Genomic DNA, 20,374 nt, shown 5'->3' with positions numbered 1-20,374 from the left:
CAGATTCCTGCTGGCAAGGTTTACCTGTCGCCAGTCATTGATTGCTTTGACGGGCTGGTGGTGAGCTGGTCGATTGGGACTCATCCCAACGCACATCTCGTCAACACAATGCTGGATGCGGCCATTGATGCTGTTCAAGGCAGCGAGAGCCGCCCTGTGATTCATTCTGATCGTGGAGCTCACTACCGCTGGCCAGGCTGGCTCTCGAGGGTCCATGATGCAAAGTTGACTCGCTCGATGTCTCGCAAAGGGTGCTCACCAGACAACGCTGCGTGCGAAGGCTTTTTTGGAAGGCTAAAGATGGAGCTGTTCTATCCCAACAACTGGCAATCAACAACGATTGAGCAGTTCATTGAAGCTGTCGATGCGTACATTCGTTGGTACAACGAAAAACGTATCAAGGTATCTCTGGGACGTTTAAGTCCTGTGGAATACCGGCACAAACTTGGCCTAGCCGCATAAAACCAGTCCAAGTTTTTATCCGCACCCCCACCGGGGGCTAGTGGGTCACTTCTGGGTGGAAATCAACACGCTGTTCAAGCCGGGGCTGAAGTTCGAACCCGTGTTCGACTACGAGCAGGTGCTGGTCGTGGCCAAAGACCACCCCCTGGCTTCTACGGCCTACGTGAAGCCCCAGCAGCTGACCCGGGAAGTGCTCATCAGTTACCCCGTGGACATCGAACGCCTGGACATCTACAGCCAGTTCCTGTTGCCGGCCGGCGTGACGCCCAAGCGCCACAAAGCCATCGAAACCACCGACATCATGGTGCAGATGGTGGCCAGCGGCCGCGGTGTCGCCGCGCTGCCGCGCTGGCTGGTCGAGGAATATGCGGCCAGGATGGACGTGGTGCCTGTGCGGCTGGGCGCGCGCGGTATTGCCAAGCAGATCTTCCTGGGCGCACGCGAGGCGGATACCGCCATTGACTACGTGCGGGCCTTCGTCGAACTGGCCCGCCAGCCTGCAACTGCCACCACCGCTATTGCCCAAGGAGCCAAGGGATGAACACCACCGTCGAACGCAAAGCGCTTGCGCTGCCCGGAGGCCACGACAAGGTGCTGCTGCATTCGTGCTGCGCGCCGTGCTCAGGCGAGGTCATGGAGGCCATGCTGGCCTCGGGCATTGACTACACCATCTTTTTCTACAACCCCAACATTCATCCGCTCAAGGAATACGAGCTGCGCAAGAACGAGAACATCCGCTTCGCGGAGCAGTTCGGCGTGCCCTTCGTCGATGCGGACTACGACCGGGACAACTGGTTCGAGCGCGCCAAGGGCATGGAGCACGAGCCCGAACGCGGCGTGCGCTGCACCATGTGCTTCGACATGCGTTTCGAGCGCACGGCGCTGTATGCGCATGAGCACGGCTTTCCGGTGATCACCAGTTCCCTGGGCATCTCGCGCTGGAAGAACATGCAGCAGATCAATGACTGCGGCGTGCGTGCGGCGGCCAAGTACTCTGGCCTGATGTACTGGGAATACAACTGGCGCAAGGGCGGCGGCTCGGCGCGCATGATCGAGATCAGCAAGCGCGAGAACTTCTACCAACAGGAATACTGCGGCTGCGTCTACTCGCTGCGCGACACGAACCGCCACCGCGTGGAAAGCGGCCGCGAGCGCATCCAGCTCGGCGTGACGTTCTACGGTGACGAACAGCCCCCCAAAGATTGACGCGCCCTGCCGGGTGAGCGATGCCGCTCCATGGCTTCCAACCGACCCGATCAGCGCTGGCGGGTCGGAACTCTCCCAACAGTCGCCAGATATGGCAAGCCCCTTGCTTCATTCCGACAAGTCCAAGCCCATCGGCAACATCACCGACGCCTATTCGTTAGAGGTCAACGCGAAGGATATCTCTGCGCTGACCGCAGCGGCGCCGCGTGTATTGCCCGGGTCAACCATTTCCATTCCCTACCTGGCGAACCAGGACAACGACGCGCGACTGGCCGCAGCGCAGGCCGTTCGCGGACTCGGCTTTGAGCCCATGCCTCACCTCGCTGCACGCCGTATCGCCTCGTTCGCAAAACTGGAGTCGTTCATCCAGCGCGCGGTCGCGGAAGCCGGCGTCAAGCGTTGCTTCGTGATCGCTGGAGATCCGTCCACCCCGCTGGGGCCGTTTGCCGACAGCTCCTCACTGATCGAATCAGGCGTGTTCGAGCGCTCGGGCATTCAGATGGTCGGCGTGGGTGGCCATCCCGAGGGCCATCCGGTCATGAGCACATCTGATCGTTGGAAAGTGCTCGAACACAAGTGTCGCTGCATCGAAGGGCGCGGCATGGCGCCCTTGATCGTCACGCAATTTGCCTTCGATGCCGACATCGTGCTGGCCTGGCTGGAAGCCCTGCGCGGGCGTGGCGTCGAACATCCCGTACGCGTGGGCGTGCCGGGCCCTGCAGGCGTGGCGGTGCTGGCGCGCTATGCCGCCTTGTGTGGCGTTAGCGCATGCGCGTCGATGTTGTCCAAGTACGGCATCTCGATCAGCAAGCTGTTCGGCATAGCAGGCCCGGATCTCTTTGTGGATCGTCTGACCACCCGCCTGACCGAAGCACATGGAAAGGTGAGCCTGCATTTCTTTCCATTCGGAGGCATCGCTCAGTCCGTGAAGTGGGTAGAGCAGTACTGCTCGCGTGCCGAGCCTGAACAACCCATCGACACGGCTCCCATGTGATTACTGCGCCTCCAGCAGTCGCTTGCACTGGCATGCCCCATAGAAGCAGACCTCGTTGGGGCGAACGCTTCGAGAGCATCCTACCGCCCGCCTCAGCCTTCGCGTTGCGCAAGCGCCCCATGGGCGCGATCCCATTGGCACAGGACACACGCGGCCAACATCACCGGACGCAGGCGCAAATGCCACATCGAAATGGATCGCCCGCATCATCGGCTTCGACGGTGCGAGCTATCGATTGGCAGATTGGGGGGGCAAACACGATAAACGCCCTTCTCGAACTGCCTTCTGTAGGAAGATGGTGATAGACCGAAACTTTGATGATGCGACTTTGCTCGCTGAGACATCCTTACGTTTGCCACTGCAAAGCGCCTATGTGGCACCTAGCTCGCAAATCAGCAAGGATGCGTAGCGACCAAAATATGGACTAACCTGTTATTCCATAAGACCTTTTACGGAACTGTCCGTCTACATCAAAGACTTGACAGCGGACATTTTTCATGGCCGATCGGATTGTGCAATTACGCCACACTGCCGTGTCAATTCCACCGTTTTTTCGCATCGATCGATCATTTGCACCTGCAGCCAATAAGATCGACAGGCCTGCTCGACAGTAGGACCGGCTCGGCGCGGTCCACCGGGCGCCCCCTGCGGGCAGAGGCCGCAAGACCCGCCCGTTTCCGTCCACCTACCGGTGCATCCCGCATGAGCGAAACCACTTCCTTCTTCGGCAACCTGCGGATCGGCTACCGCATCGGCCTGGCCTTTCTCGTGGTGATCGCCGCGCTGGCGCTGCTGGCCGGCCTGTCGCTCGGCGCGCTGGGCGACGTGAACCGCGCACTGACCAAGGTCACGCGCGACGCCTACCCCAAGGTCAAGCTGCTGACGCAGATCGGCAACGAAACGGAGGCCCAGTCCCGCTACACGCGCAACATGCTGATCTTCGACAGCCCGGAAGCCCGCGCGCAGGAAATCCGCCGCATCCAGGAAAGCCGGAACACCGTCGACACCCTGTTCTCGCAGGTTGCCCAGCTGGTGCGCTCTCCCTCGGGCGTCGAGATGCTGAAGGCCAGCCAGGCGGCGCGCGCCGACTACGTGCGTGAGCTGGACCGGCTGCTGCAACTGATGGGCGAGAACCACTCCGCGGAAGCCCGGGACCTGCTGGAGACCGGACTGCGGCCCGTTCAGCAGAAGTACCTGGAGGCCGTCAATCGCCTGTCCGAGCACCAGCAGAGGGTGATGGCCGAGGACAGCGACCGGGCGGACGCCCAGGTGAGCCAGGGCCGCCTCACCGTGATCGCCATCGGCGCGCTGGCCGCCGCGATGGCCGTGGCGCTGTGCTGGCTCATCGCCCGCTCCATCACCCGCCCGCTGCACACCGCCGTGCAGGTGGCCGAGGCCGTGGCCGGCGGCGACCTGACTGCGCGCATCGCCACGGGCCGGCGCGACGAAGTGGGCCAGTTGCTCTCGGCCCTGTCCCGCATGAACGACAGCCTGGTGCGCATCGTGGGCGACGTGCGCGCGGGCGCCGACTCCATCGCCACGGGCACCGTGCAGATCGCCAACGGCAATGCCGACCTGAGCCAGCGCACCGAGGAGCAGGCCAGCAATCTGGAAGAAACCGCGGCCTCGATGGAGGAGCTGACCTCCACCGTGCAGCAGAACGCCGAATCGGCCCGCCGGGCCCACCAGCTGGTGTCGGGCGCCTCGTCCGTCGCGGCGCGGGGCGGCGCGGTGGTGCAGGACGTGGTGCGCACCATGGATTCGATCCGCCAGGGCTCGGACCGCATGGCCGACATCATCGCCACCATCAACGGCATCGCGTTCCAGACCAACATCCTCGCGCTCAATGCCGCGGTGGAGGCCGCCCGCGCGGGCGAACAGGGGCGCGGCTTCGCCGTGGTGGCCGCCGAAGTGCGCAGCCTGGCGCAGCGCAGCGCGCAGGCCGCCGGCGAGATCAAGGCCCTGATCGACAACAGCGTCTCGCGCGTGAACGCAGGCAGCGAACTCGTGTCCCAGGCCGGCCGCACCATGCAGGACATCGTGACCCAGGTCGCGCAGGTCTCCACGCTGGTCGCGGAAATCAGCGCCGCCAGCGCGGAACAATCCACCGGCATCGGCCAGGTGGGCGACGCCGTGCAGCAGCTGGACCAGGTCACGCAGCAGAACGCCGCGCTCGTCGAGGAAAGCGCCGCGGCCGCCGACAGCTTGAAATTCCAGGCGGAAGCGCTGCTGCGTGCCGTGTCGCAGTTCCAGCTGCCCTCGGGCGCGGGCGCGGATGCGGCGGGCGGCGCCAACGCACTGGCCTCGCCACGGCGCGGCAACGCGGGTGCCACGGACGGGCTGCTGCTGGCTGCGGCGTGAGGGGCCCGGGGGCCGGGGGCGCTGTGCCCCGCCCGCTACGGAATCACTTCGGCGGCCTCATGGCGGCGGCGCGCGCGGCGCCTGCTCGTTCACCCATTCCAGGCTCTTGCCCTTGACGCACCATGCCGGATCGCGCACCCAGTCCGTGAACCCCCGCATGGGCTGACCGTGCAGGACATGGCATTGCGTGTAGCCGATGCTGGGCATGTAGTAATGCTGGGCGATGGAGGTCACCGGCACCAGCAGAAATGCGATGGCGCTGGCTGCGACCGTGATGTTGAAAGCACGCTCGGCCCGCCGGATCAACCCGTCGCTCAAAGGTATCGCCCGCATGGCCCCGACAACGATGCCGAGGATGCACAGAACAGCGACGAAGGGTGCCAATTGCGCGGCAGGTGCAATCCGGACGCCCGCTGCTCCAGCGGCGATCTGCTGGATCGTTCGTATCACGGCTTCGAAGCCGAGCCATAGGCACCCCGCACCGACGAGAACGCAGAGAGGTATGCCCCAAAGCAGTGATTTACGGATTTGCTGGATGTCGTGCATGGCAGCGCGACTCAAGGAATTGGGCGCGCCACGGACAACCTCGCCTGCTCGTTCACCCAATCCAGGCTCTTGCCCTTGACGCACCACGCAGGATCGCGAACCCAGTCCGTGAACCACAGCGTGGGCTGGCCCTGGAGGGCATGGCATTGCGTGTAGCCGATGCTGGGCATCTGAGAGCGTGCCAACGCAGCGGTGACCGGGATCAACAGCATCGCCACTACACCCGCAAGCACTGTGGCGATGAACGCACGCTCGAAAGGCTTGATGATGCGGTCGCTACAGGGAATCGCGCGCATGGAAGCGACGACGCCGCCGAGGAGACAAAACGCAGCGACAAATGGCGCTACCAGCACGGCTGGTCCGATGCGAACTACTGGGGCGCGTTCGGCAATCCCCTCCATCGTCGGAACCATGATGTAGGCGACCATCAGGATCGAACCTGTGGCCAAGGCCAGGTAGAGCGGGATACCCCAGATCAGCGTTTTTCGAATTCCGGCAACGTCACGCATGGAGGGCAGATTGGGGTGATCGAGTCCTATACCTGTTCTGGCACACCAAGCGCCATTTGACCGTTCACAGAGGCGCGAGCGACATGGACCGCTGCGCCTGCTCGTTCAACCAATCCGGGCTCTTGCCCTTCACGCACCATGCCGGATCGCGAACCCAGTCCGTGAACCACAGCGTGGGCTGGCCCTGCAGGACGTGACATTGGGTGTAGCCGATGCTGGGCATGTAGTAGCGCTGGACGATGGCGACAACGGGGACCAGCAGGAGCGCAATGGCGCTGGCTGCGACCGCCAAATTGGCCGCAAGCTCAAACTTCTTGATGAGGCTGGGGCGGCAAGGGATCGCCCGCATCACCATGACGACGATTGCCAGTGAGCCGAAAGCGACGACGCACGGCATGAGGTGCATCCCCGGCGTGATCCGCACTACAGGCGCCTTCGACAGGATGTCGTGAACCATGGGCACCAAGGCATTGCGGGTCATCAGCAACGCGCCTGCCACGAGCCCGAGATACAGCGGAATGCCCCACCGAATAAGCTTTCGGATTTGATGGATGTCGTGCATGGATGACTTGGCGATGTGATCAGGTCAGTGAGGCCCGTGATGGAGCACGCAGCTTATTCGGCAGAGCCACTCCTTCATGCCACGCTCGATGGAGCGGCTCAGTTCTTCTTTTCTTTGCTCCATCGCAGATCGAACATCGTCCAACCACGCTTGGGATCGTGTGTCGATGTAGTACAAGCCTTGCGAAGCCTGCTCCGGAACCATCTTGAGGCCAGCAATCACCTTGCCTTTCACACCGAATCGGCTGTCCAGGTGATTGAGTCCGATACCGGCAACCACTGCGACCACGGCCATGACAACCAAGGGCGCTACGGCGATTGTCGTGACGCCACTGAAAGCAGCAGCCGCAGAATAAGCCACCAGCGCCCCCAGCCCACCCTTCACCGCCTCCACCCCGATCCCACCCACCAGGTCATACATGGTCTTCTCGTTGTTGAACATGAAGTCCATCAACTCGATACCGCTGGAGACGACCACGCCCAGGATGAATCCGCCCTTGGCGATGCCCTGCAGGCTCTTCATGCCCAAGCCCAACTGGATCATCTTCGGGTGCGTGGCGAGGTAGCGCGTGCCCTGCAGTGCCGCGCTGCGGCGCGCCGAGTAGCCCTTGATGATGATGTAGGTGCCGGTCGCGGTCGTTTTCACGTAGCTGGTGATGCCCGACATGCCGATTGCATTCAGCGTACGGATGATGGCGATCGCATCATTGGCGCCCTGTGCTGCGGGCCCTACCCAAGGCTCGCTGGCATTGGGGCTGAAGGTGTGCTGCCAATACTGGCCGAACGTCGAACTGGCGAGGATCTTGCGCAGGCTGAATTCCAGCGCCGGGTTGTTGCGGGCCTTGTCCTGCAGGATGCCCATGTACTGGCCCTGCGTAAGCACCAATACGTCCACCCGGTTCTTTTCCATGGACTGGGCCACAGACTGGGCATAGCCCATGGTGAAAAACGTCGCCGCCAACTCCGCGCTCATGGTTCCTCCCTTTACTGTCGCGTTTTTGATGGGGCGGATGCTAGCTGCGAAGCGGCACGCCAGCTCAACCATGTTGAAACAATGCGTTTGAAAACCGTGGGTGTTTGCCAATCGTTCCGCCGAACGGAACAGCGGACGCCGCGCGATACCTTCGCCGAGGGCAGAGAGGAAGGGCGTGGTGCGCCTTGCAGCTGCGACCGAGCAGCAACCACCGCTCCGCATCACCTATCGCGCAAACCCCTGGACGCGGCAGCAGCGGTCGGGCGTACGATGCTCGGCAGAGAGGAGAGACCACTGCATGACCGCATCACCATCGGATGCCCCTGCCGGAGGCACGCCCGCGTCGCCGTCTGGCTCAGGCGCTCGCGCTGGCGCCGCTGACGAAGCCACCACCCGCGGCGATCCCGCAGCCCCGCCCCTGCGCATCGCCGTGATGGGCGCCGGCGCCGTCGGCTGCTACTTCGGCGCCCTGCTCGCGCGCGCCGGCCATGCGGTCACGCTGATCGGCCGGCCCGCGCACGTCGAGGCCATCCGCGCGAACGGTCTGCGCCTGCAGACCGCCACGCTCGACGAACAGGTTCCCATGGCGGCCGACACCGATCCCGCCGCGGTGCGCGGTGCGGACGTGGTGATGTTCTGCGTGAAATCCACCGACACCGAAGACGCTGCCCGCCAGATCCAGCCACACCTCGCGCCCGGGGCGCTGGTGCTCACGCTGCAGAACGGCGTGGACAACGACGAGCGCGTGCGCGGCGTGCTGGGTGATGCCCATCCCGTCGCCGCCGCCGTGGTCTATGTGGCCACCGAAATGGCCGGCCCCGGCCATGTGCGCCACCACGGGCGCGGCGAACTGGTGATCGCGCCCTCGCCTCGCAGCGCCACGGTGGCGCAGCAGTTCAGCGCCGCCGGCATCGCCACGGAGATTTCAGACAACGTGCGCGGCGCGCTCTGGGCCAAGCTGGTGCTCAACTGTGCATACAACGCGATCTCCGCGATTGCGCAGCAGCCCTACGGCCGGCTGGTGCAGACGCCCGGCGTGGCGGACGTGATCGCCGACGTGGTGGCCGAATGCCTGGCCGTGGCGGAAGCGGACGGCATCCAGATTCCGGGCGACGTGGGGGCGGCGGTGAACCGTATTGCGGCCACGATGCCGGGGCAGATGTCGTCCACCGCGCAGGACCTGGCGCGGGGCAAGCCGAGCGAGATCGATCACCTCAATGGGTATGTGGTGGCGCGGGGCAAGGCGGTGGGGGTGGCGACGCCGGTGAATCGGGCGCTGTGGGTGTTGGTGAAGGTGATCGAGACGAAGAGGGATTGAGGAGTATGGGGGAACCACTTTGAGCTGCTGCTTTAGGAGAAGAGCGGCCGCTTGCGGTGGAGCACGCGGCTGGCTGTCGGCGCTGCGAAGCCGTCGCCCCGCGGAAGCCGAGACTGAATCAAGCTTGGCGCAACCGCTCGACTCCGCGAGCGAAGGGCCGGTTGAGAAGCATGGTGCTGGATTTATGTATCAAACGTTGGAGCACCCGTCAGCAGGCAGACTAGGTTGCCGCCTCGGGAGAGCTCCTACAAAGCAAAACATAGGGGAGTGCTGACTTGATCTCAATTTTGCATACAGCTGATTGGCAGATCGGCCGGGTGTTTGCGCAGTTCGAGCCTGACGACGCGGCAGCGCTGTTCGAGGCTCGTTTTGCCGTAGTGGAGCGATTGGCCGGAATCGCGACCGATCGGTGTGTTGATGCCGTCTTGGTCGCAGGCGACGTGTTTGACGCGCAGACGGTAGCCGAAAAGACCATCAGGCGGCTCTTCAATGCCATGCAAGGCTTCACTGGCACTTGGGTCCTGTTGCCAGGCAACCACGACGCGGCGCTAGCCGAGTCGGTCTGGAGCCGGGCGCAGCGCCTGGGAGCAATTCCTAGCAACGTCACCGTATGCCTGGAACCTAAGCCTGTTGTGATAGCCGGCAAGTTCACATTGCTGCCTGCACCGCTGACCCAGCGCCATACCTACGCAGACCTCACCGAGTGGTTTGCGACGCACGCCCATGCAGATGATCTGCCTCGAGTTGGACTAGCGCATGGCAGCGTGCAAGGGATCCTTTCCGAGGACGTGGACTCCGCCAATCCAATCGCGTCGGGCCGTGCACAGTCCTCCGGATTGGCCTATCTGGCTTTGGGAGATTGGCACGGCACCAAGCGGGTGGACGGCAAGACTTGGTACGCCGGCACGCCGGAGTCGGACCGGTTCAAGGCCAACGAGTCGGGTCAAGCGCTGCTAGTTGCCATCGAGGCGGATGCGCCCGAACCGGTTGTTACCACCGTGCCCACCGGCAAGTTCAGCTGGCGTCAAATTGAGCAGCAATTGACCGTTGATACGGACGTCGACGAGGTGGTGCGGACGCTGGACGCGGTGTGCGGCAATGATGTCCTTCACATGAAGCTTTCTGGGACCTGCAACCTGGCTGGACACCGCAAACTGACTGCCTCGCTCGGCGAAGCGCGCGCCAGGGCGAGGGCAGTCCTATGGGATGCAGCGGCCCTCAGGCTTGAGCCCACTGAGGCGGACATTCAAGCACTGCAGGCCGACGGTTTCGTGGGCGAGGCGCTTCAAGACCTTCGCGAGCAGCAAGCCGGCGCAGAGAATGAACTCGCGCGAGACGCGCTACTAGCGCTGGCGCGAATCCTGGACGACCAAGCCGCTGGGCGAGGAGCCAGCGTATGAAGCTCAAGCGGCTGCGAATCGAGAACTTTAAGCGCTTTCGGGCACCCTTGGAGCTGAACGACTTCGCCGACGGACTGAATCTGTTCGTCGCCCCGAATGAGTCGGGCAAATCTACGGTAGCCGAAGCTATTCGGGCAGCCTTTTTCGAGCGGCACAAGTCCAGCTCGGTAAGCGGTTTGCGTCCTTGGAGCGATAGCTCCGCGACGCCCTCGGTAGAGATCGAGTTCGAGCTTGGCGGTAAGTCTGCGCGGCTGATCAAGGCGTTCCTCGGCAAAAAGCGATGCCAATTGACCATCAACGGAAAGGTCCTGGATGGTGCTGAGGCAGAGGATCACCTCGGCGATTTGCTGGGATTCAGCTTCGCGGGCAAGGGCGCTAGCTCGCCTGAACACATGGGCATCCCTGGACTGCTCTGGATCAAACAGGGCACCTCGCACGAGATTGCCAAAGCTGTTAGTTTCGCGAGCGACCATCTGCGCAATGCATTGGGGGACTCTCTGGGCGAGTTGGCCGCCACGAACGGCGACAACGTTATCAAGGCCGTAGATACCGAGCGCAACCAGTTGCTGACGCCGTCCACCGAGGCTCCCCGCGGGGCGTACGCGGAGGCGATCAAGCGCCGCGCCTTGCTGCAAGGCGAACTCGAGACCCTGCGCGAGGAGATTGACGCGTACCGGGCCACTGTCGACCGCCTGACGACTTTACGTCGCGATCATGGGCGAGACGATGAAGCGCGGCCTTGGCTGGCCCTGCGCGAGCAGCTCACTCAGGCTCAAGTCAAGGTAAACGAAGCAATGGGACTGGCTGACAAGCGGGCTGCTCAGGAACTGCTGCTCAAGCAGGTCGAGACGCAGGTCATCGCCCAGAGGCGGCAACTTCAACTCATGGAGCGGGACGAGGAAGCGGTGACCCAGCGCGAGGCGAACCTGGAGGCGGCGCAGGGTAAGCTGACGCAGGCCCTGGGCCAGCTTCAAGCCTGGGAGCCGCGCTACGCACAGGCCTTAATCGCGAGCAAGAACGCGCGCGACAAGCTAGCGGCGGCGCGCCGAGTAGCGGCGTGGCAGGCCCAGGCAAGGTCAGTCGACGAACTCACGACGCAGTTACAGGCCTTGCAGCGCAGCCTCAGCCAGGCTCAGCTCCAGCAACAGGAGCTGATTCGGTTGGAAGCCGAGGCACTGTCGCTTGCCGTGCCCAGCGCCGACCTCAAGCGTCTGCGAGAGGTCACGGACAGCCTGCGCACCGCTCAAGCCAGGCTGGACGCGGTATCTACGGCATTGGAGTTCGAGCTCGAGCCCGGCGCGAAGGTGCTGGTTGCCGGTGCCAAGGTAAATGCGTCCGACCGGTTGACCGTGGTTGCGCGCACGGGCATCGACATTGAGGGGATCGGGCGCATCACGGTGCTGCCGGGCGGAGAGGATCTGCAAAGCCTGATTGCGGACCGAGATCAAAGGCGTGATGCTTGGTCCGAGCTGCTGCAGCGCCTGGGTGTTGCGAACTTGTCTGCTGCGGAGGAACGGGAGCGACAGCACGGACAGCGCGTGGCCGAAGCCAAAGCAGCGAAATCCGTTGTCGAAGCGCATGCTCCAACGGGTCTGGCTGCGCTAGAGGTGGAAGTGGTGGCGCTGACGACCAAGCTGACCGAGGCCAAGCAAACGCTGGAGACCTTGGCGGCGGCGGTCGGTGCTGAGGCGGTCAGCGTGTCCATATCGCAAGCGGAATCGGACGAGGCTGCGGCACGGTCCACCCTGGACGATGCGACATCCCGAATGAACGAGGCAAAGCTTGCCGCCAACGAAGCAAAGGCCCGAGTCGGCGCTGCACGAGATGAACTGTCCGCGGCCATGGCCACACTCAGCGACCCGTTTCGCGCCGAAAAGAAGACCACCGCCAGCCGTGCCCTGACCGATGCACTCGCGCACGAGACCACGATCCGGGCGGCCGTGGACGGGCTTGCGGAGCAGCTGCGCACGCTCAACGTGACGGTCCTACAGCAGGATGTTGAGCGCCTCGACCGAAGTGCCAGAACGTTAGAGGCCGCGCATGGCCAGCGTGCGAGCGAGATCATCCGGCTTGAAGCGGATCTAGAGGCCAAGGGAGCCTTGGGGTTGGAGGAGGCAGCCGCCGACAAACTGGGCGAACTCGACCAAGTCGGGCGACGGAGCACCGAACTTGAGCGACGCGCCAAAGCACTAAGCCACCTACTCAAACTGCTCACCGAGAAGCGCGCCACGCTGGCGCGACGCCTGCGTGCACCGCTTCAGCGACACCTGAACCACTATCTTCAGATCTTGTTCCCGGGCGCGAGCATCGAAGTAGGCGAAGACCTATCGCCCGGTCGCATCACCCGGGTCGGTACCAACGGCGCGGAGATCGGCGAGTTCGAGGAGCTCAGCGTAGGCGCTCGCGAGCAGATGGGAGTCGTCGCGCGCCTTGCGTACGCGGACCTGCTGCAAGAGGCAGGCAAGCCCACCCTGCTTATCCTCGACGACGCGCTAGTTCACACCGACAAGCATCGCTTAGATCAGATGAAGCGCGTGCTCTACGACGCCGCGAACAGGCACCAAATCCTCGTCTTCAGCTGCCATCCACACGCGTGGCAAGACCTGGGTGTCGCCGCGCGCGAGCTGTCGCAGGTAACTGGCTCCGGGGCAGGCGCCGATGGCCTATCCGCCTCCCAGTAGCGCTCAACTGCAGCTGAGACAAATCCGAGGAACGAACGTGACCGACCGCAGCGCAACCGCGACGATTAAAGGCTACTTCTACCAGTTCGACCAGACGATCGTGCGATTGCTTGAGGCGACCAAGCACGGGAGCGTCACGGTCGAGGGGGTGGAAGACATCGATCTCGACGATGGCGATAAGAGCGCTTTCGTGCAGTGCAAGTACTACGAAGGTACGGAGTACAACCACTCGGTGATCAAGGAGGCGGTCATTCACATGCTGCGGCATTTCCATGCCGCAGGCTGTTCTAGCGGCCAGGCGTTCAGGTACAGGCTGCACGGCCACTACCGCTGCGGCCAGCACAAGCTCACGCTCCCGCTGACGGACGAGTTTCTGAAAGAGCATTTCCTGACCTACACGAAGGAAAAGCAGGTCCACAAGGTGCACGAGGAACTGAAGATCACCGATGTGCAGCTTGCCGACTTTCGAGGCTTGCTGGACCTTGACGTGAATGCGCTGTCCTACGACGAGCAGCGGGCCAAGGTACTCAAACTCCTGGCATCCGAGATCCCTGAGTGCAGCCCCGATAACGCCTTGATCTTCTTCTATCCGATGGCGATCAACGTCGTTCAGGGCTTGGCCATCGAAGCGGATGAGGTCAAGAGAAGAATTACCAAAGATCAGTTCCTGAAGGCCATCAACCGCAAAGACGCGGTCTTCAGTGCATGGCTACGGGATCATCTCGGGCGCGAGTACTTCGCTCGGATGGTCCGCCGCAAGTACTTTTACTTCGGCAAGACAAAGATGCCAAAGGCCGCGAGGTTCTTCGTGATCGACATGACCAATGAGTACGAGGTGGGACAGGCCACTCGCATGCTCGTTCGCATCGGACAGTTCTTCTCACACAAGGAGCTCCAGCGAACGCCGACGGCCGACAGGTTCTGCCCGTACGTGCTGCTGCGAGGCGTGACGCCTGAGCATTTGATCGAGCTTAAAGCCAGCTTGTGGGCGCAGGGTGTGGTCTTCAATGACGGCTACCCCTTCCAAGGCGCCGAGTTCTCGCCCACCATGTTGGCGGCTGACCCGACCAAGGAAAAGCTTTGGACGATCAAGTTTGTCCCCAGTGAGCAACAACTCGCGCCGACCATTGCTGCCTGCACCGGATCGGTCGTCGACGTCTACGATTTCTACAAAGATTCGCCGCTAGACAACAGCCTCGTGCCAAGGGCCCGCGGGTTGCACTCAATCAAGAGTAACAGTGCCTATCTGCTTCAGGAGGTGATGCAGTCATGAGCGATTCTCAAGACATTAAGGCCGAAGTGATCGCTGTCTTCCCGGACAAGGTGAAGATCTCGGTGAGCAACATTTCGGCGTTTGCCAACGACAAGAGCCTCAAGGTGGGCTCGTACCTGCGAATCACCGACAGCGAGGACTGTGCACTCATCGCCATCATCGAAAACTTCTGCATTGAGGTGAATGACAAGGCCGAGCGCCGTCACATCATCGAGGCACTCCCGCTGGGAATCATCGCTAGCGGCAAGTTCATCCGCGGCGGCGACACGCTGACCATTCCGCCGACGGGCGTGACGCCAGCGACGGATGACGACATCAAGAAGATCTTTGAGGAGTCCGTGGAGCCGGCCAAGAAGTTCGCCTTTGGTTCCCTAATATCCAACGACAAGATCACTGTGCCAGTGGATGGCGACCGGTTCTTCAACAAGCACTTGGCCATAGTGGGCTCCACCGGTGCGGGCAAATCTCACACGATCGCCAAGATCATCCAGACAGCGGTGAGCGCAAAAGATGGTCAGTATGCGCTCAACAACTCGCACGTCGTCATCTTTGACATCCATTCTGAGTACCGAACGGCGTTTCCTGATGCGAATTTCCTCGACGCAAGTACCTTGACCTTGCCCTACTGGCTGCTCAACAGCGAGGAGCTGGAAGAGGTGCTGTTGGATACCGGCGAGCGCGACAACTACAACCAGTCGGCAGTGTTCCGCCAATTGGTGACAGAGAACAAGAAGCGCCACAACAAGGGCGCGAAGAACGTCTTCTACGACAGCCCGCTCAAGTTCAACATCCATGAGGTGCTGAACGCGCTGTACAACATCAAGAACGAGACTGTGAACTCGAAGAACGAGGCGCGGTACATGGTGGTGGATGCGAGTTACTCGCTTGGGTCGGATGGGAAGGCGGGACAAACGGATGGCCTTGAGCTGGATCCCGACCAGCGTTTAGACATGTACTTCGCGCGGCGGCTCGATTTCCATCCAACGAAGCGCGAGAGCATCACCTCAGGAAGCTATGCCGACAAGTCGCTGGACAAGTTCTTCACGCGATTTGAGGGCAAGGTAGCGCAGGATCGCTTGCAGTTCCTCTTCGGTCCTTCCGCAGACACGGCCTCGCTAGAGGGGACACTGAAGAGCCTGATCGGGTATGGAAACACGAATTCCAACGTCACGATCATCGACTTGAGCGGCGTCCCCTTTGAGGTCCTCAGCATCACCGTATCGCTAATCTCTCGGATCCTGTTCGAATACGGGTACCACTACAAGGTGATGCGGACTGCGGCGCAGGAAAAGATCAACACCGACGCGCCGCTTCTGCTCGTGTACGAGGAGGCTCACAAGTACGTGCCTAACAGCGATCTAGCGCGCTTTCGCGCGTCCAAGTTCTCGATCGAGCGCATTGCTAAAGAGGGGCGCAAGTACGGCGTGACGCTGCTCCTGTCGAGTCAGCGGCCATCAGAGATCTCCGAGACGATCTTCTCTCAGTGCAGCAACTTCCTCGCGATGCGACTGACCAACCCGAGTGACCAGAGCTACGTAGCGCGTTTGCTGCCCGACACGCTCGGCAACCTGTGCGACAAGCTACCAACTCTAGGCGCCGGCGAGGCTCTGTTAATCGGCGAGTCTGTGGTGATGCCGTCGTTGGTCAAGGTTCAGCGCTGCGACCCAGCGCCATCGTCGACTGACATCCCTTACTACCAGCTTTGGAAAGAAGAGTGGAAGCAGCTCAACTTCGAGCGGATCAAGAAGACTTGGCTCAAGGAGTGACGCGAGGCGCCTCCCCCAGATACCTTGCCCCATGCAGATGTACGTCCAGGTCGTTGAAGATTTGGCCTGCTCGTCATGCGCGGCATTGCGGCATCAAGCAGACGGTGCGCTGAATAATGGGGAAGGTCCGCTTCCTCTCCATAGCGGTCGTATTTCCTACTACACACGCAGCGTGCAACGAAATGGCCAAGGCAAAAAATGGCCGCAATGCGGCCATTTCCAAATTGGATAACGGCCAGCGCTCACTCTCACAAGCACCCACGTCCTATTGCCCTCAACCCGCCAACGCCCGCATCTCCGCAATCAGGTCCGATTTCCCCTCAAACCCAATCCCCGGCAACGCCGGCAGCGTCACATACCCGTCCTCCACCTTCACCCCATCCGGGAACCCGCCATACGGTTGGAACAAATCCGGGTAGCTCTCGTTGCCGCCCAGGCCCAGGCCGGCGGCGATGGCCAATGACATCTGGTGGCCGCCGTGGGGGATGCAGCGGCTGGGGGACCAGCCGTTCTCTTTGAGCATGTCGAGCGTGCGCAGGTATTCGACGAGGCCGTAGCTGAGGGCGCAGTCGAACTGCAGCCAGTCGCGGTCGGGGCGCATGCCGCCGTGGCGGATGAGGTTGCGGGCGTCCTGCATGGAGAACAGGTTTTCGCCCGTGGCCATGGGGCCCTGGTACACCTCGCCGAGTTTGGCTTGCAGTTCGTAGTCGAGCGGGTCGCCGGCCTCTTCGTACCAGAACAGGGGGTATTGGGAGAGGGCCTTGCCGTAGTCGATGGCGGTTTGCAGGTCGAAGCGGCCGTTGGCGTCCACGGCGAGCTGCTGGCCGGGGCCGAGGATTTTCAGGACGGATTCGATGCGCTCGCAGTCGTCGGCCAGGGTGGCGCCGCCGATCTTCATCTTGACGACGGAGTAGCCGCGCGCGAGGTAGCTCTCCATCTCTTTCTTCAAACCGTCCAGGCCCTTGCCGGGGTAGTAGTAGCCGCCGGCCGCATAGACGAACACGCGCGGGTTGGCGGGCGTGCCGTTGCCGTAGCGCTCGGCGAGCAGCTGGTAGAGGGGCTTGTTCGCTATTTTTGCCACGGCGTCCCACACGGCCATGTCGATGGTGCCGACGGCGACGGAGCGCTCGCCGTGGCCGCCGGGTTTTTCGTTGGTCATCATGCGCGCCCAGACCTTGTGGGGGCACAGGTTGTCGCCGGTGTCATCGACCAGGGAGGCGGGGTCGGCCTCCAGCACGCGCGGGATGAAGCGGTCGCGCATGAGCGCGCCCTGGCCGTAGCGGCCGTTGGAGTTGAAGCCATAGCCAATCACGGGCTTGCCGTCGCGGATCACGTCGGTGACGACGGCGACGAGGCTGAGCGTCATCTTCGAGAAGTCGATGTAGGCGTTGCGGATATCGGATTTGATCGGGCGCGTGGATTCGAGGATGTCGATGATTTTCATGGTGGTGAAAGGCTCGGGCCGTGTGGGATGGATGGGGATGGAATGGGACGGAAACGAAGGCGGTTCAGCGGGCGAGGGAGGAGCCGCCGCAGATGGCAATGTCCTGCCCGGTGATGGCGGCGGCCGCGGGCGAGAGCAGGTAGCCCGTGAGCGCGGCGATTTCCGTGGGTTCGATGAGGCGGCCGATGGGCGGCAGGCGCGGCGCGCTGCCGGCGCGGGCCGGGTCGGCGAGCATGCCGGTGGCGGTGGCGGCGGGCGAGACGACGTTCACGGTGACGCCCTGCCCCGCCACCTCGGCCGCCCAGCTGCGCGCGAGCGCGATGAGCGCGGCCTTGGTGGCGGCGTACTGGCCGCGCCCGGGCATGCCCTGGGCCACGCGGCTGCCGATGAAGACGACGCGGCCCCGCCCGCGCGCGGCCATGGCGGGCACGAGCGCATCGGCGAGGCGCGTGGCGGCATCGACGTGCAGGCGCCACATGAGTTCGCCGCCGGCATGGTTCAGCTGGCCGAGCAGGCCTACGCGCAGAACGCCTGCGGCGTGGACCAGGGCATCGGGGACATCGGGGGCCTGGGGTGCGGGGGAAGGGTCCGGCGTGCGGGCGCTGGCGTGGCCCGATGCGTTCGGCGCCGTGGTATCGCGTGGCCCTGCCGTCAGCAGCGCCGCAGCGGCACGGGCGATGGCCGCGCCATCGGCCAGGTCCACCGGCAGGTGCGCGAAGGCCGGGTGCGCGATGGTGGGCGGTGCGACGTCGAGCCCCGTCACGCGCCAGCCGGTGGCGAGCAGAGATTCGGCGATCGCGCGGCCGATGCCGCTGCTGCTGCCGGTGACGACGGCGTGCGGCACGGGGCCTACGGCGTCAGCCACCGAAGAGGGCTCGGGGACGGACGCTGCGGCGGAGGTGGCGTCACTCGGCACGGATGCGGCCCTCGGTCACGATCTTCTGGGAGCGTTCCATGTCCTCGCGCTGGAACTTGGCGAAATCCTCCGCGCTGCCGGGCGTGACGAGCAGGCCCTGCTCCTTGAGCTTGGGGCCGATCTCGGCCAGGGCCTTGTTCACTTCGGCGTTCAGGCGCTGCACGAGCGCGGGCGGCGTCTTGGCCGGGGCCCAGAGGCCGTACCAGCTGTAGAACTCGTAGCCGGGGATGGTTTCGGCCACGGTGGGCACGTCCGGCAGGCTGGGCACGCGCTGGGCCGAGGTGACGGCCACCACGCGCAGCATGCCGCTCTTGTGGTACTGGAGCGAGCCGAGGATCGGGTCGATGAAGCCGTCGATCTGACCGCCGATCAGGTCCTGGAAGGCCGGCGCCGTGCCCTTGTACGGGACGATCAGGTAGTCGATCTTGCCGGCGCGCTTGAGCAGTTCGGTGGATAGGTGCCCGGCCGAGCCGATGGAGCCGACGGCGAAGGTCATCTTGCCGGGGCGGGCCTGGGCGTAGGCGAGCAGGCTCTTGATGTCGGTGACGGGCAGGTCCTTGTTGATCGCGACCGAGAGGGGTGCCTTGGCGACCAGGGCCACGGGCACGAAGTCCTGCGTGACGTGGTAGGGCGCGGACTTGAGCGTCATCGGCGCCGTGGTGTGCGTGGAGGCGCTGAACAGCAGGGTGTAGCCGTCGGCCGCCGCCTTGGCGACGGTGTCGCCGCCGATCACGCCGCTGCCGCCGGGCTTGTTGTCCACGACGAAGGACTGGCCCGTCTGCTCGCCGAGCTTCTGCGCGAGCATGCGGCCGACGGCGTCGAGCGTGCCGCCGGGCGGGAAGGGGATGACCATCCGCACGGGCTTGTTCGGATAGGTCTGTGGTAGCGTTTGCGTCTGCGCGACGGCGCCGGCCGCCGCCGCGAGGGCGGCGGCGCCCAGGGCGGCGCGCAGGAAATGGTTGCGTTGCATGGTGTCTTGTCTCCGTCGTTGTTTCTTGTGAGGCCACCGGGAGAGCTGTCTCGCTCAGCGCTGCAGCAGACCGGCCTGCTTCACCGCGGCGCGCAGGGCATCCATTTCCTTCGCGCTCGGCGCCTCGGTGGGCGGGCGCACGGTGGCGTCGTCGATCACGCCGGCCAGGTACATGCCGCCCTTCATGCGCGCGTGGGCCTCGCCCGTGGGTTCGCCGCCGCCATAGACGGCGTCTTTCAGCGGGGTGATGACGGCCTGCACTTCCATGGCCTTCTTGAGGTCGCCCGCCTTGACGGCGTTCCACAGGTCGATGATGAGCTGGGGGATGAAGGTGGCGAAGCCGACCAGCGCGCCATCGACGCCCTGCACCATGGAGGCGAGCAGGTATTCGTCGTGGCAGGTGAGGATGGCCTTGGAGGCATCGGCCTCGCGGATCGCCTGGATGTCGCGGGCGTATTTGTTCATGTCGCGCTGGCCCACCTTGAAGGCCTGCAGGTAGGGCAGCCTGGCGAGGTCGGCGAGCAGTTGCGACGAGTACGAGGCACGCGTCCAGGCGGGGTAGACGTGGCAGACGAGGTCGGCTTCCGGCGCGGCTTCGTGGATCGCCTCGAAGTACTGCAGCGCATGGCCGGAGGTGAAGCCGAAGCGCAGCCAGTGGTGCGGGGGCATCACGTCGAGCGCGACGGCACCGGCGGCCACGGCGGCGCGGGCATGGTCGGCGGCGTCCTTCAGGCCTTCGCAGACGATGGAGGAGATGACCGGGCAGCGGCCTTCCAACTCGTCCGCCACGATGCGGGTCACTTCCGCGCGCTCGGCCGGGGTGAGCGAGAACACTTCACCGGTGTGGCCGTTGGTCATGATGGCGACCACGCCGTCGTGGCCGGCGAGCCAGGAGGCCAGCTTGCGCAGCGCGGGCTCGTCGATGCGGTGGTCCGGCGTGAAGGGGCACGAAATGGCGGGGATGATGCCGCGATAATTCGCGATGGAAGGCATG

General features: G+C 63.6%; 17 protein-coding genes and 1 pseudogene. 10 read left to right on the top strand and 8 right to left on the bottom strand.

All coding sequences use genetic code 11. From position 1 onward, the window contains the following. From Q9R47_RS14625 to Q9R47_RS14605, 5 genes and pseudogenes are all read left to right on the top strand, one after another. Nucleotides 1-462: IS3 family transposase (locus Q9R47_RS14625; RefSeq protein WP_311233920.1), on the top strand; the 462-nt coding region annotated here is incomplete at its 5' end. Between the two features lie 70 nt (nt 463-532). Then, nucleotides 533-1,003: pseudogene (locus Q9R47_RS14620) on the top strand (LysR substrate-binding domain-containing protein); the annotation flags it as partial. Beyond that, nucleotides 1,000-1,668 carry an epoxyqueuosine reductase QueH gene (locus Q9R47_RS14615; RefSeq protein WP_003056085.1) on the top strand — a complete coding sequence of 223 codons (669 nt, stop codon included), beginning with the start codon at nt 1,000-1,002 and terminating at the stop codon, nt 1,666-1,668. The pseudogene Q9R47_RS14620 and the gene Q9R47_RS14615, both read left to right, overlap by 4 nt. A 91-nt stretch (nt 1,669-1,759) precedes the next feature. After that, complete coding sequence (locus tag Q9R47_RS14610; protein ID WP_003056080.1) at nt 1,760-2,662, top strand: methylenetetrahydrofolate reductase; 903 nt, start codon at nt 1,760-1,762, stop codon at nt 2,660-2,662. A 702-nt stretch (nt 2,663-3,364) separates the two neighbouring features. Continuing rightward, nucleotides 3,365-5,023 carry a methyl-accepting chemotaxis protein gene (locus Q9R47_RS14605; RefSeq protein ID WP_311233919.1) on the top strand — a complete coding sequence of 553 codons (1,659 nt, stop codon included), beginning with the start codon at nt 3,365-3,367 and terminating at the stop codon, nt 5,021-5,023. A 57-nt stretch (nt 5,024-5,080) separates the two neighbouring features. On the opposite strand, the gene Q9R47_RS14600 is transcribed toward Q9R47_RS14605, so the two are convergent. From Q9R47_RS14600 to Q9R47_RS14585, 4 genes are all read right to left on the bottom strand, one after another. Then, the gene (locus Q9R47_RS14600; RefSeq protein ID WP_311233918.1) at nt 5,081-5,569 is read right to left on the bottom strand and encodes a hypothetical protein; all 489 of its coding nucleotides are present in this window, start codon (nt 5,567-5,569) and stop codon (nt 5,081-5,083) included. Between the two features lie 11 nt (nt 5,570-5,580). Next, the gene (locus Q9R47_RS14595; RefSeq protein ID WP_311233917.1) at nt 5,581-6,078 is read right to left on the bottom strand and encodes a hypothetical protein; all 498 of its coding nucleotides are present in this window, start codon (nt 6,076-6,078) and stop codon (nt 5,581-5,583) included. A gap of 64 nt (nt 6,079-6,142) precedes the next feature. Continuing rightward, entirely contained in the window at nt 6,143-6,640 is a 498-nt protein-coding gene (locus tag Q9R47_RS14590; RefSeq protein ID WP_311233916.1) for a hypothetical protein, read from the bottom strand. A 24-nt stretch (nt 6,641-6,664) separates the two neighbouring features. Then, complete coding sequence (locus Q9R47_RS14585) at nt 6,665-7,612, bottom strand: hypothetical protein (RefSeq protein ID WP_311233915.1); 948 nt, start codon at nt 7,610-7,612, stop codon at nt 6,665-6,667. 433 nt (nt 7,613-8,045) lie between these two features. On the opposite strand from Q9R47_RS14585, the gene Q9R47_RS14580 reads away from it, so the two are divergent. From Q9R47_RS14580 to herA, 5 genes are all read left to right on the top strand, one after another. Next, the gene (locus Q9R47_RS14580) at nt 8,046-8,930 is read left to right on the top strand and encodes a 2-dehydropantoate 2-reductase (protein ID WP_311233929.1); all 885 of its coding nucleotides are present in this window, start codon (nt 8,046-8,048) and stop codon (nt 8,928-8,930) included. Nucleotides 8,931-9,205: 275 nt separating this feature from the next. Next, nucleotides 9,206-10,330 (top strand): DNA repair exonuclease, encoded by a 1,125-nt coding sequence (locus tag Q9R47_RS14575; RefSeq protein ID WP_311233914.1) that lies wholly within the window; start codon nt 9,206-9,208, stop codon nt 10,328-10,330. Further along, a complete protein-coding gene (locus tag Q9R47_RS14570; protein WP_311233913.1) occupies nt 10,327-13,011 on the top strand; it encodes an AAA family ATPase in 2,685 nt (894 codons plus the stop codon). Before Q9R47_RS14575 ends, Q9R47_RS14570 begins: the two co-directional genes overlap by 4 nt. Before the next feature lie 37 nt (nt 13,012-13,048). Then, nucleotides 13,049-14,284, top strand: coding sequence for a DUF4297 family anti-phage-associated protein (locus tag Q9R47_RS14565; protein WP_311233912.1), 1,236 nt, complete (start codon nt 13,049-13,051; stop codon nt 14,282-14,284). Further along, entirely contained in the window at nt 14,281-16,050 is a 1,770-nt protein-coding gene (gene herA / locus Q9R47_RS14560; protein ID WP_311233911.1) for an anti-phage-associated helicase HerA, read from the top strand. Before Q9R47_RS14565 ends, herA begins: the two co-directional genes overlap by 4 nt. 274 nt (nt 16,051-16,324) lie before the next feature. Here the strand turns inward: herA and Q9R47_RS14555 are convergent, their stop codons facing one another. The 4 genes from Q9R47_RS14555 to Q9R47_RS14540 form a co-directional block, all read right to left on the bottom strand. Next, nucleotides 16,325-17,494: a mandelate racemase/muconate lactonizing enzyme family protein gene (locus tag Q9R47_RS14555; RefSeq protein ID WP_311233910.1), complete on the bottom strand. Its 1,170-nt coding sequence runs from the start codon at nt 17,492-17,494 to the stop codon at nt 16,325-16,327. Nucleotides 17,495-17,558: 64 nt separating this feature from the next. Beyond that, on the bottom strand, nt 17,559-18,359 hold the full coding sequence (locus tag Q9R47_RS14550; protein ID WP_311233909.1) for an SDR family oxidoreductase: 801 nt from the start codon (nt 18,357-18,359) through the stop codon (nt 17,559-17,561). Between the two features lie 40 nt (nt 18,360-18,399). Further along, nucleotides 18,400-19,380 (bottom strand): tripartite tricarboxylate transporter substrate binding protein, encoded by a 981-nt coding sequence (locus Q9R47_RS14545; RefSeq protein WP_311233908.1) that lies wholly within the window; start codon nt 19,378-19,380, stop codon nt 18,400-18,402. 54 nt (nt 19,381-19,434) lie between these two features. Then, nucleotides 19,435-20,373 carry a dihydrodipicolinate synthase family protein gene (locus Q9R47_RS14540; protein ID WP_311233907.1) on the bottom strand — a complete coding sequence of 313 codons (939 nt, stop codon included), beginning with the start codon at nt 20,371-20,373 and terminating at the stop codon, nt 19,435-19,437. Nucleotide 20,374: the final 1 nt, after the last annotated feature.

The organism is Acidovorax sp. PRC11 (assembly GCF_031844105.1).
Taxonomy (GTDB): domain Bacteria; phylum Pseudomonadota; class Gammaproteobacteria; order Burkholderiales; family Burkholderiaceae_C; genus Paracidovorax.
The sequence above is the reverse complement of the archived record's forward strand: the minus strand, read 5'-3'. Positions and strand labels throughout refer to the sequence as shown.

Coding starts and splice junctions, on each gene's coding strand:
- Q9R47_RS14615 (WP_003056085.1), top strand. CDS start 1,000: ATGAACACCACCGTCGAACGCAAAGCGCTTGCGCTGCCCGGAGGCCAC.
- Q9R47_RS14610 (WP_003056080.1), top strand. CDS start 1,760: ATGGCAAGCCCCTTGCTTCATTCCGACAAGTCCAAGCCCATCGGCAAC.
- Q9R47_RS14605 (WP_311233919.1), top strand. CDS start 3,365: ATGAGCGAAACCACTTCCTTCTTCGGCAACCTGCGGATCGGCTACCGC.
- Q9R47_RS14600 (WP_311233918.1), bottom strand. CDS start 5,569: ATGCACGACATCCAGCAAATCCGTAAATCACTGCTTTGGGGCATACCT.
- Q9R47_RS14595 (WP_311233917.1), bottom strand. CDS start 6,078: ATGCGTGACGTTGCCGGAATTCGAAAAACGCTGATCTGGGGTATCCCG.
- Q9R47_RS14590 (WP_311233916.1), bottom strand. CDS start 6,640: ATGCACGACATCCATCAAATCCGAAAGCTTATTCGGTGGGGCATTCCG.
- Q9R47_RS14585 (WP_311233915.1), bottom strand. CDS start 7,612: ATGAGCGCGGAGTTGGCGGCGACGTTTTTCACCATGGGCTATGCCCAG.
- Q9R47_RS14580 (WP_311233929.1), top strand. CDS start 8,046: ATGGGCGCCGGCGCCGTCGGCTGCTACTTCGGCGCCCTGCTCGCGCGC.
- Q9R47_RS14570 (WP_311233913.1), top strand. CDS start 10,327: ATGAAGCTCAAGCGGCTGCGAATCGAGAACTTTAAGCGCTTTCGGGCA.
- herA (WP_311233911.1), top strand. CDS start 14,281: ATGAGCGATTCTCAAGACATTAAGGCCGAAGTGATCGCTGTCTTCCCG.
- Q9R47_RS14555 (WP_311233910.1), bottom strand. CDS start 17,494: ATGAAAATCATCGACATCCTCGAATCCACGCGCCCGATCAAATCCGAT.
- Q9R47_RS14545 (WP_311233908.1), bottom strand. CDS start 19,380: ATGCAACGCAACCATTTCCTGCGCGCCGCCCTGGGCGCCGCCGCCCTC.
- Q9R47_RS14540 (WP_311233907.1), bottom strand. CDS start 20,373: ATGCCTTCCATCGCGAATTATCGCGGCATCATCCCCGCCATTTCGTGC.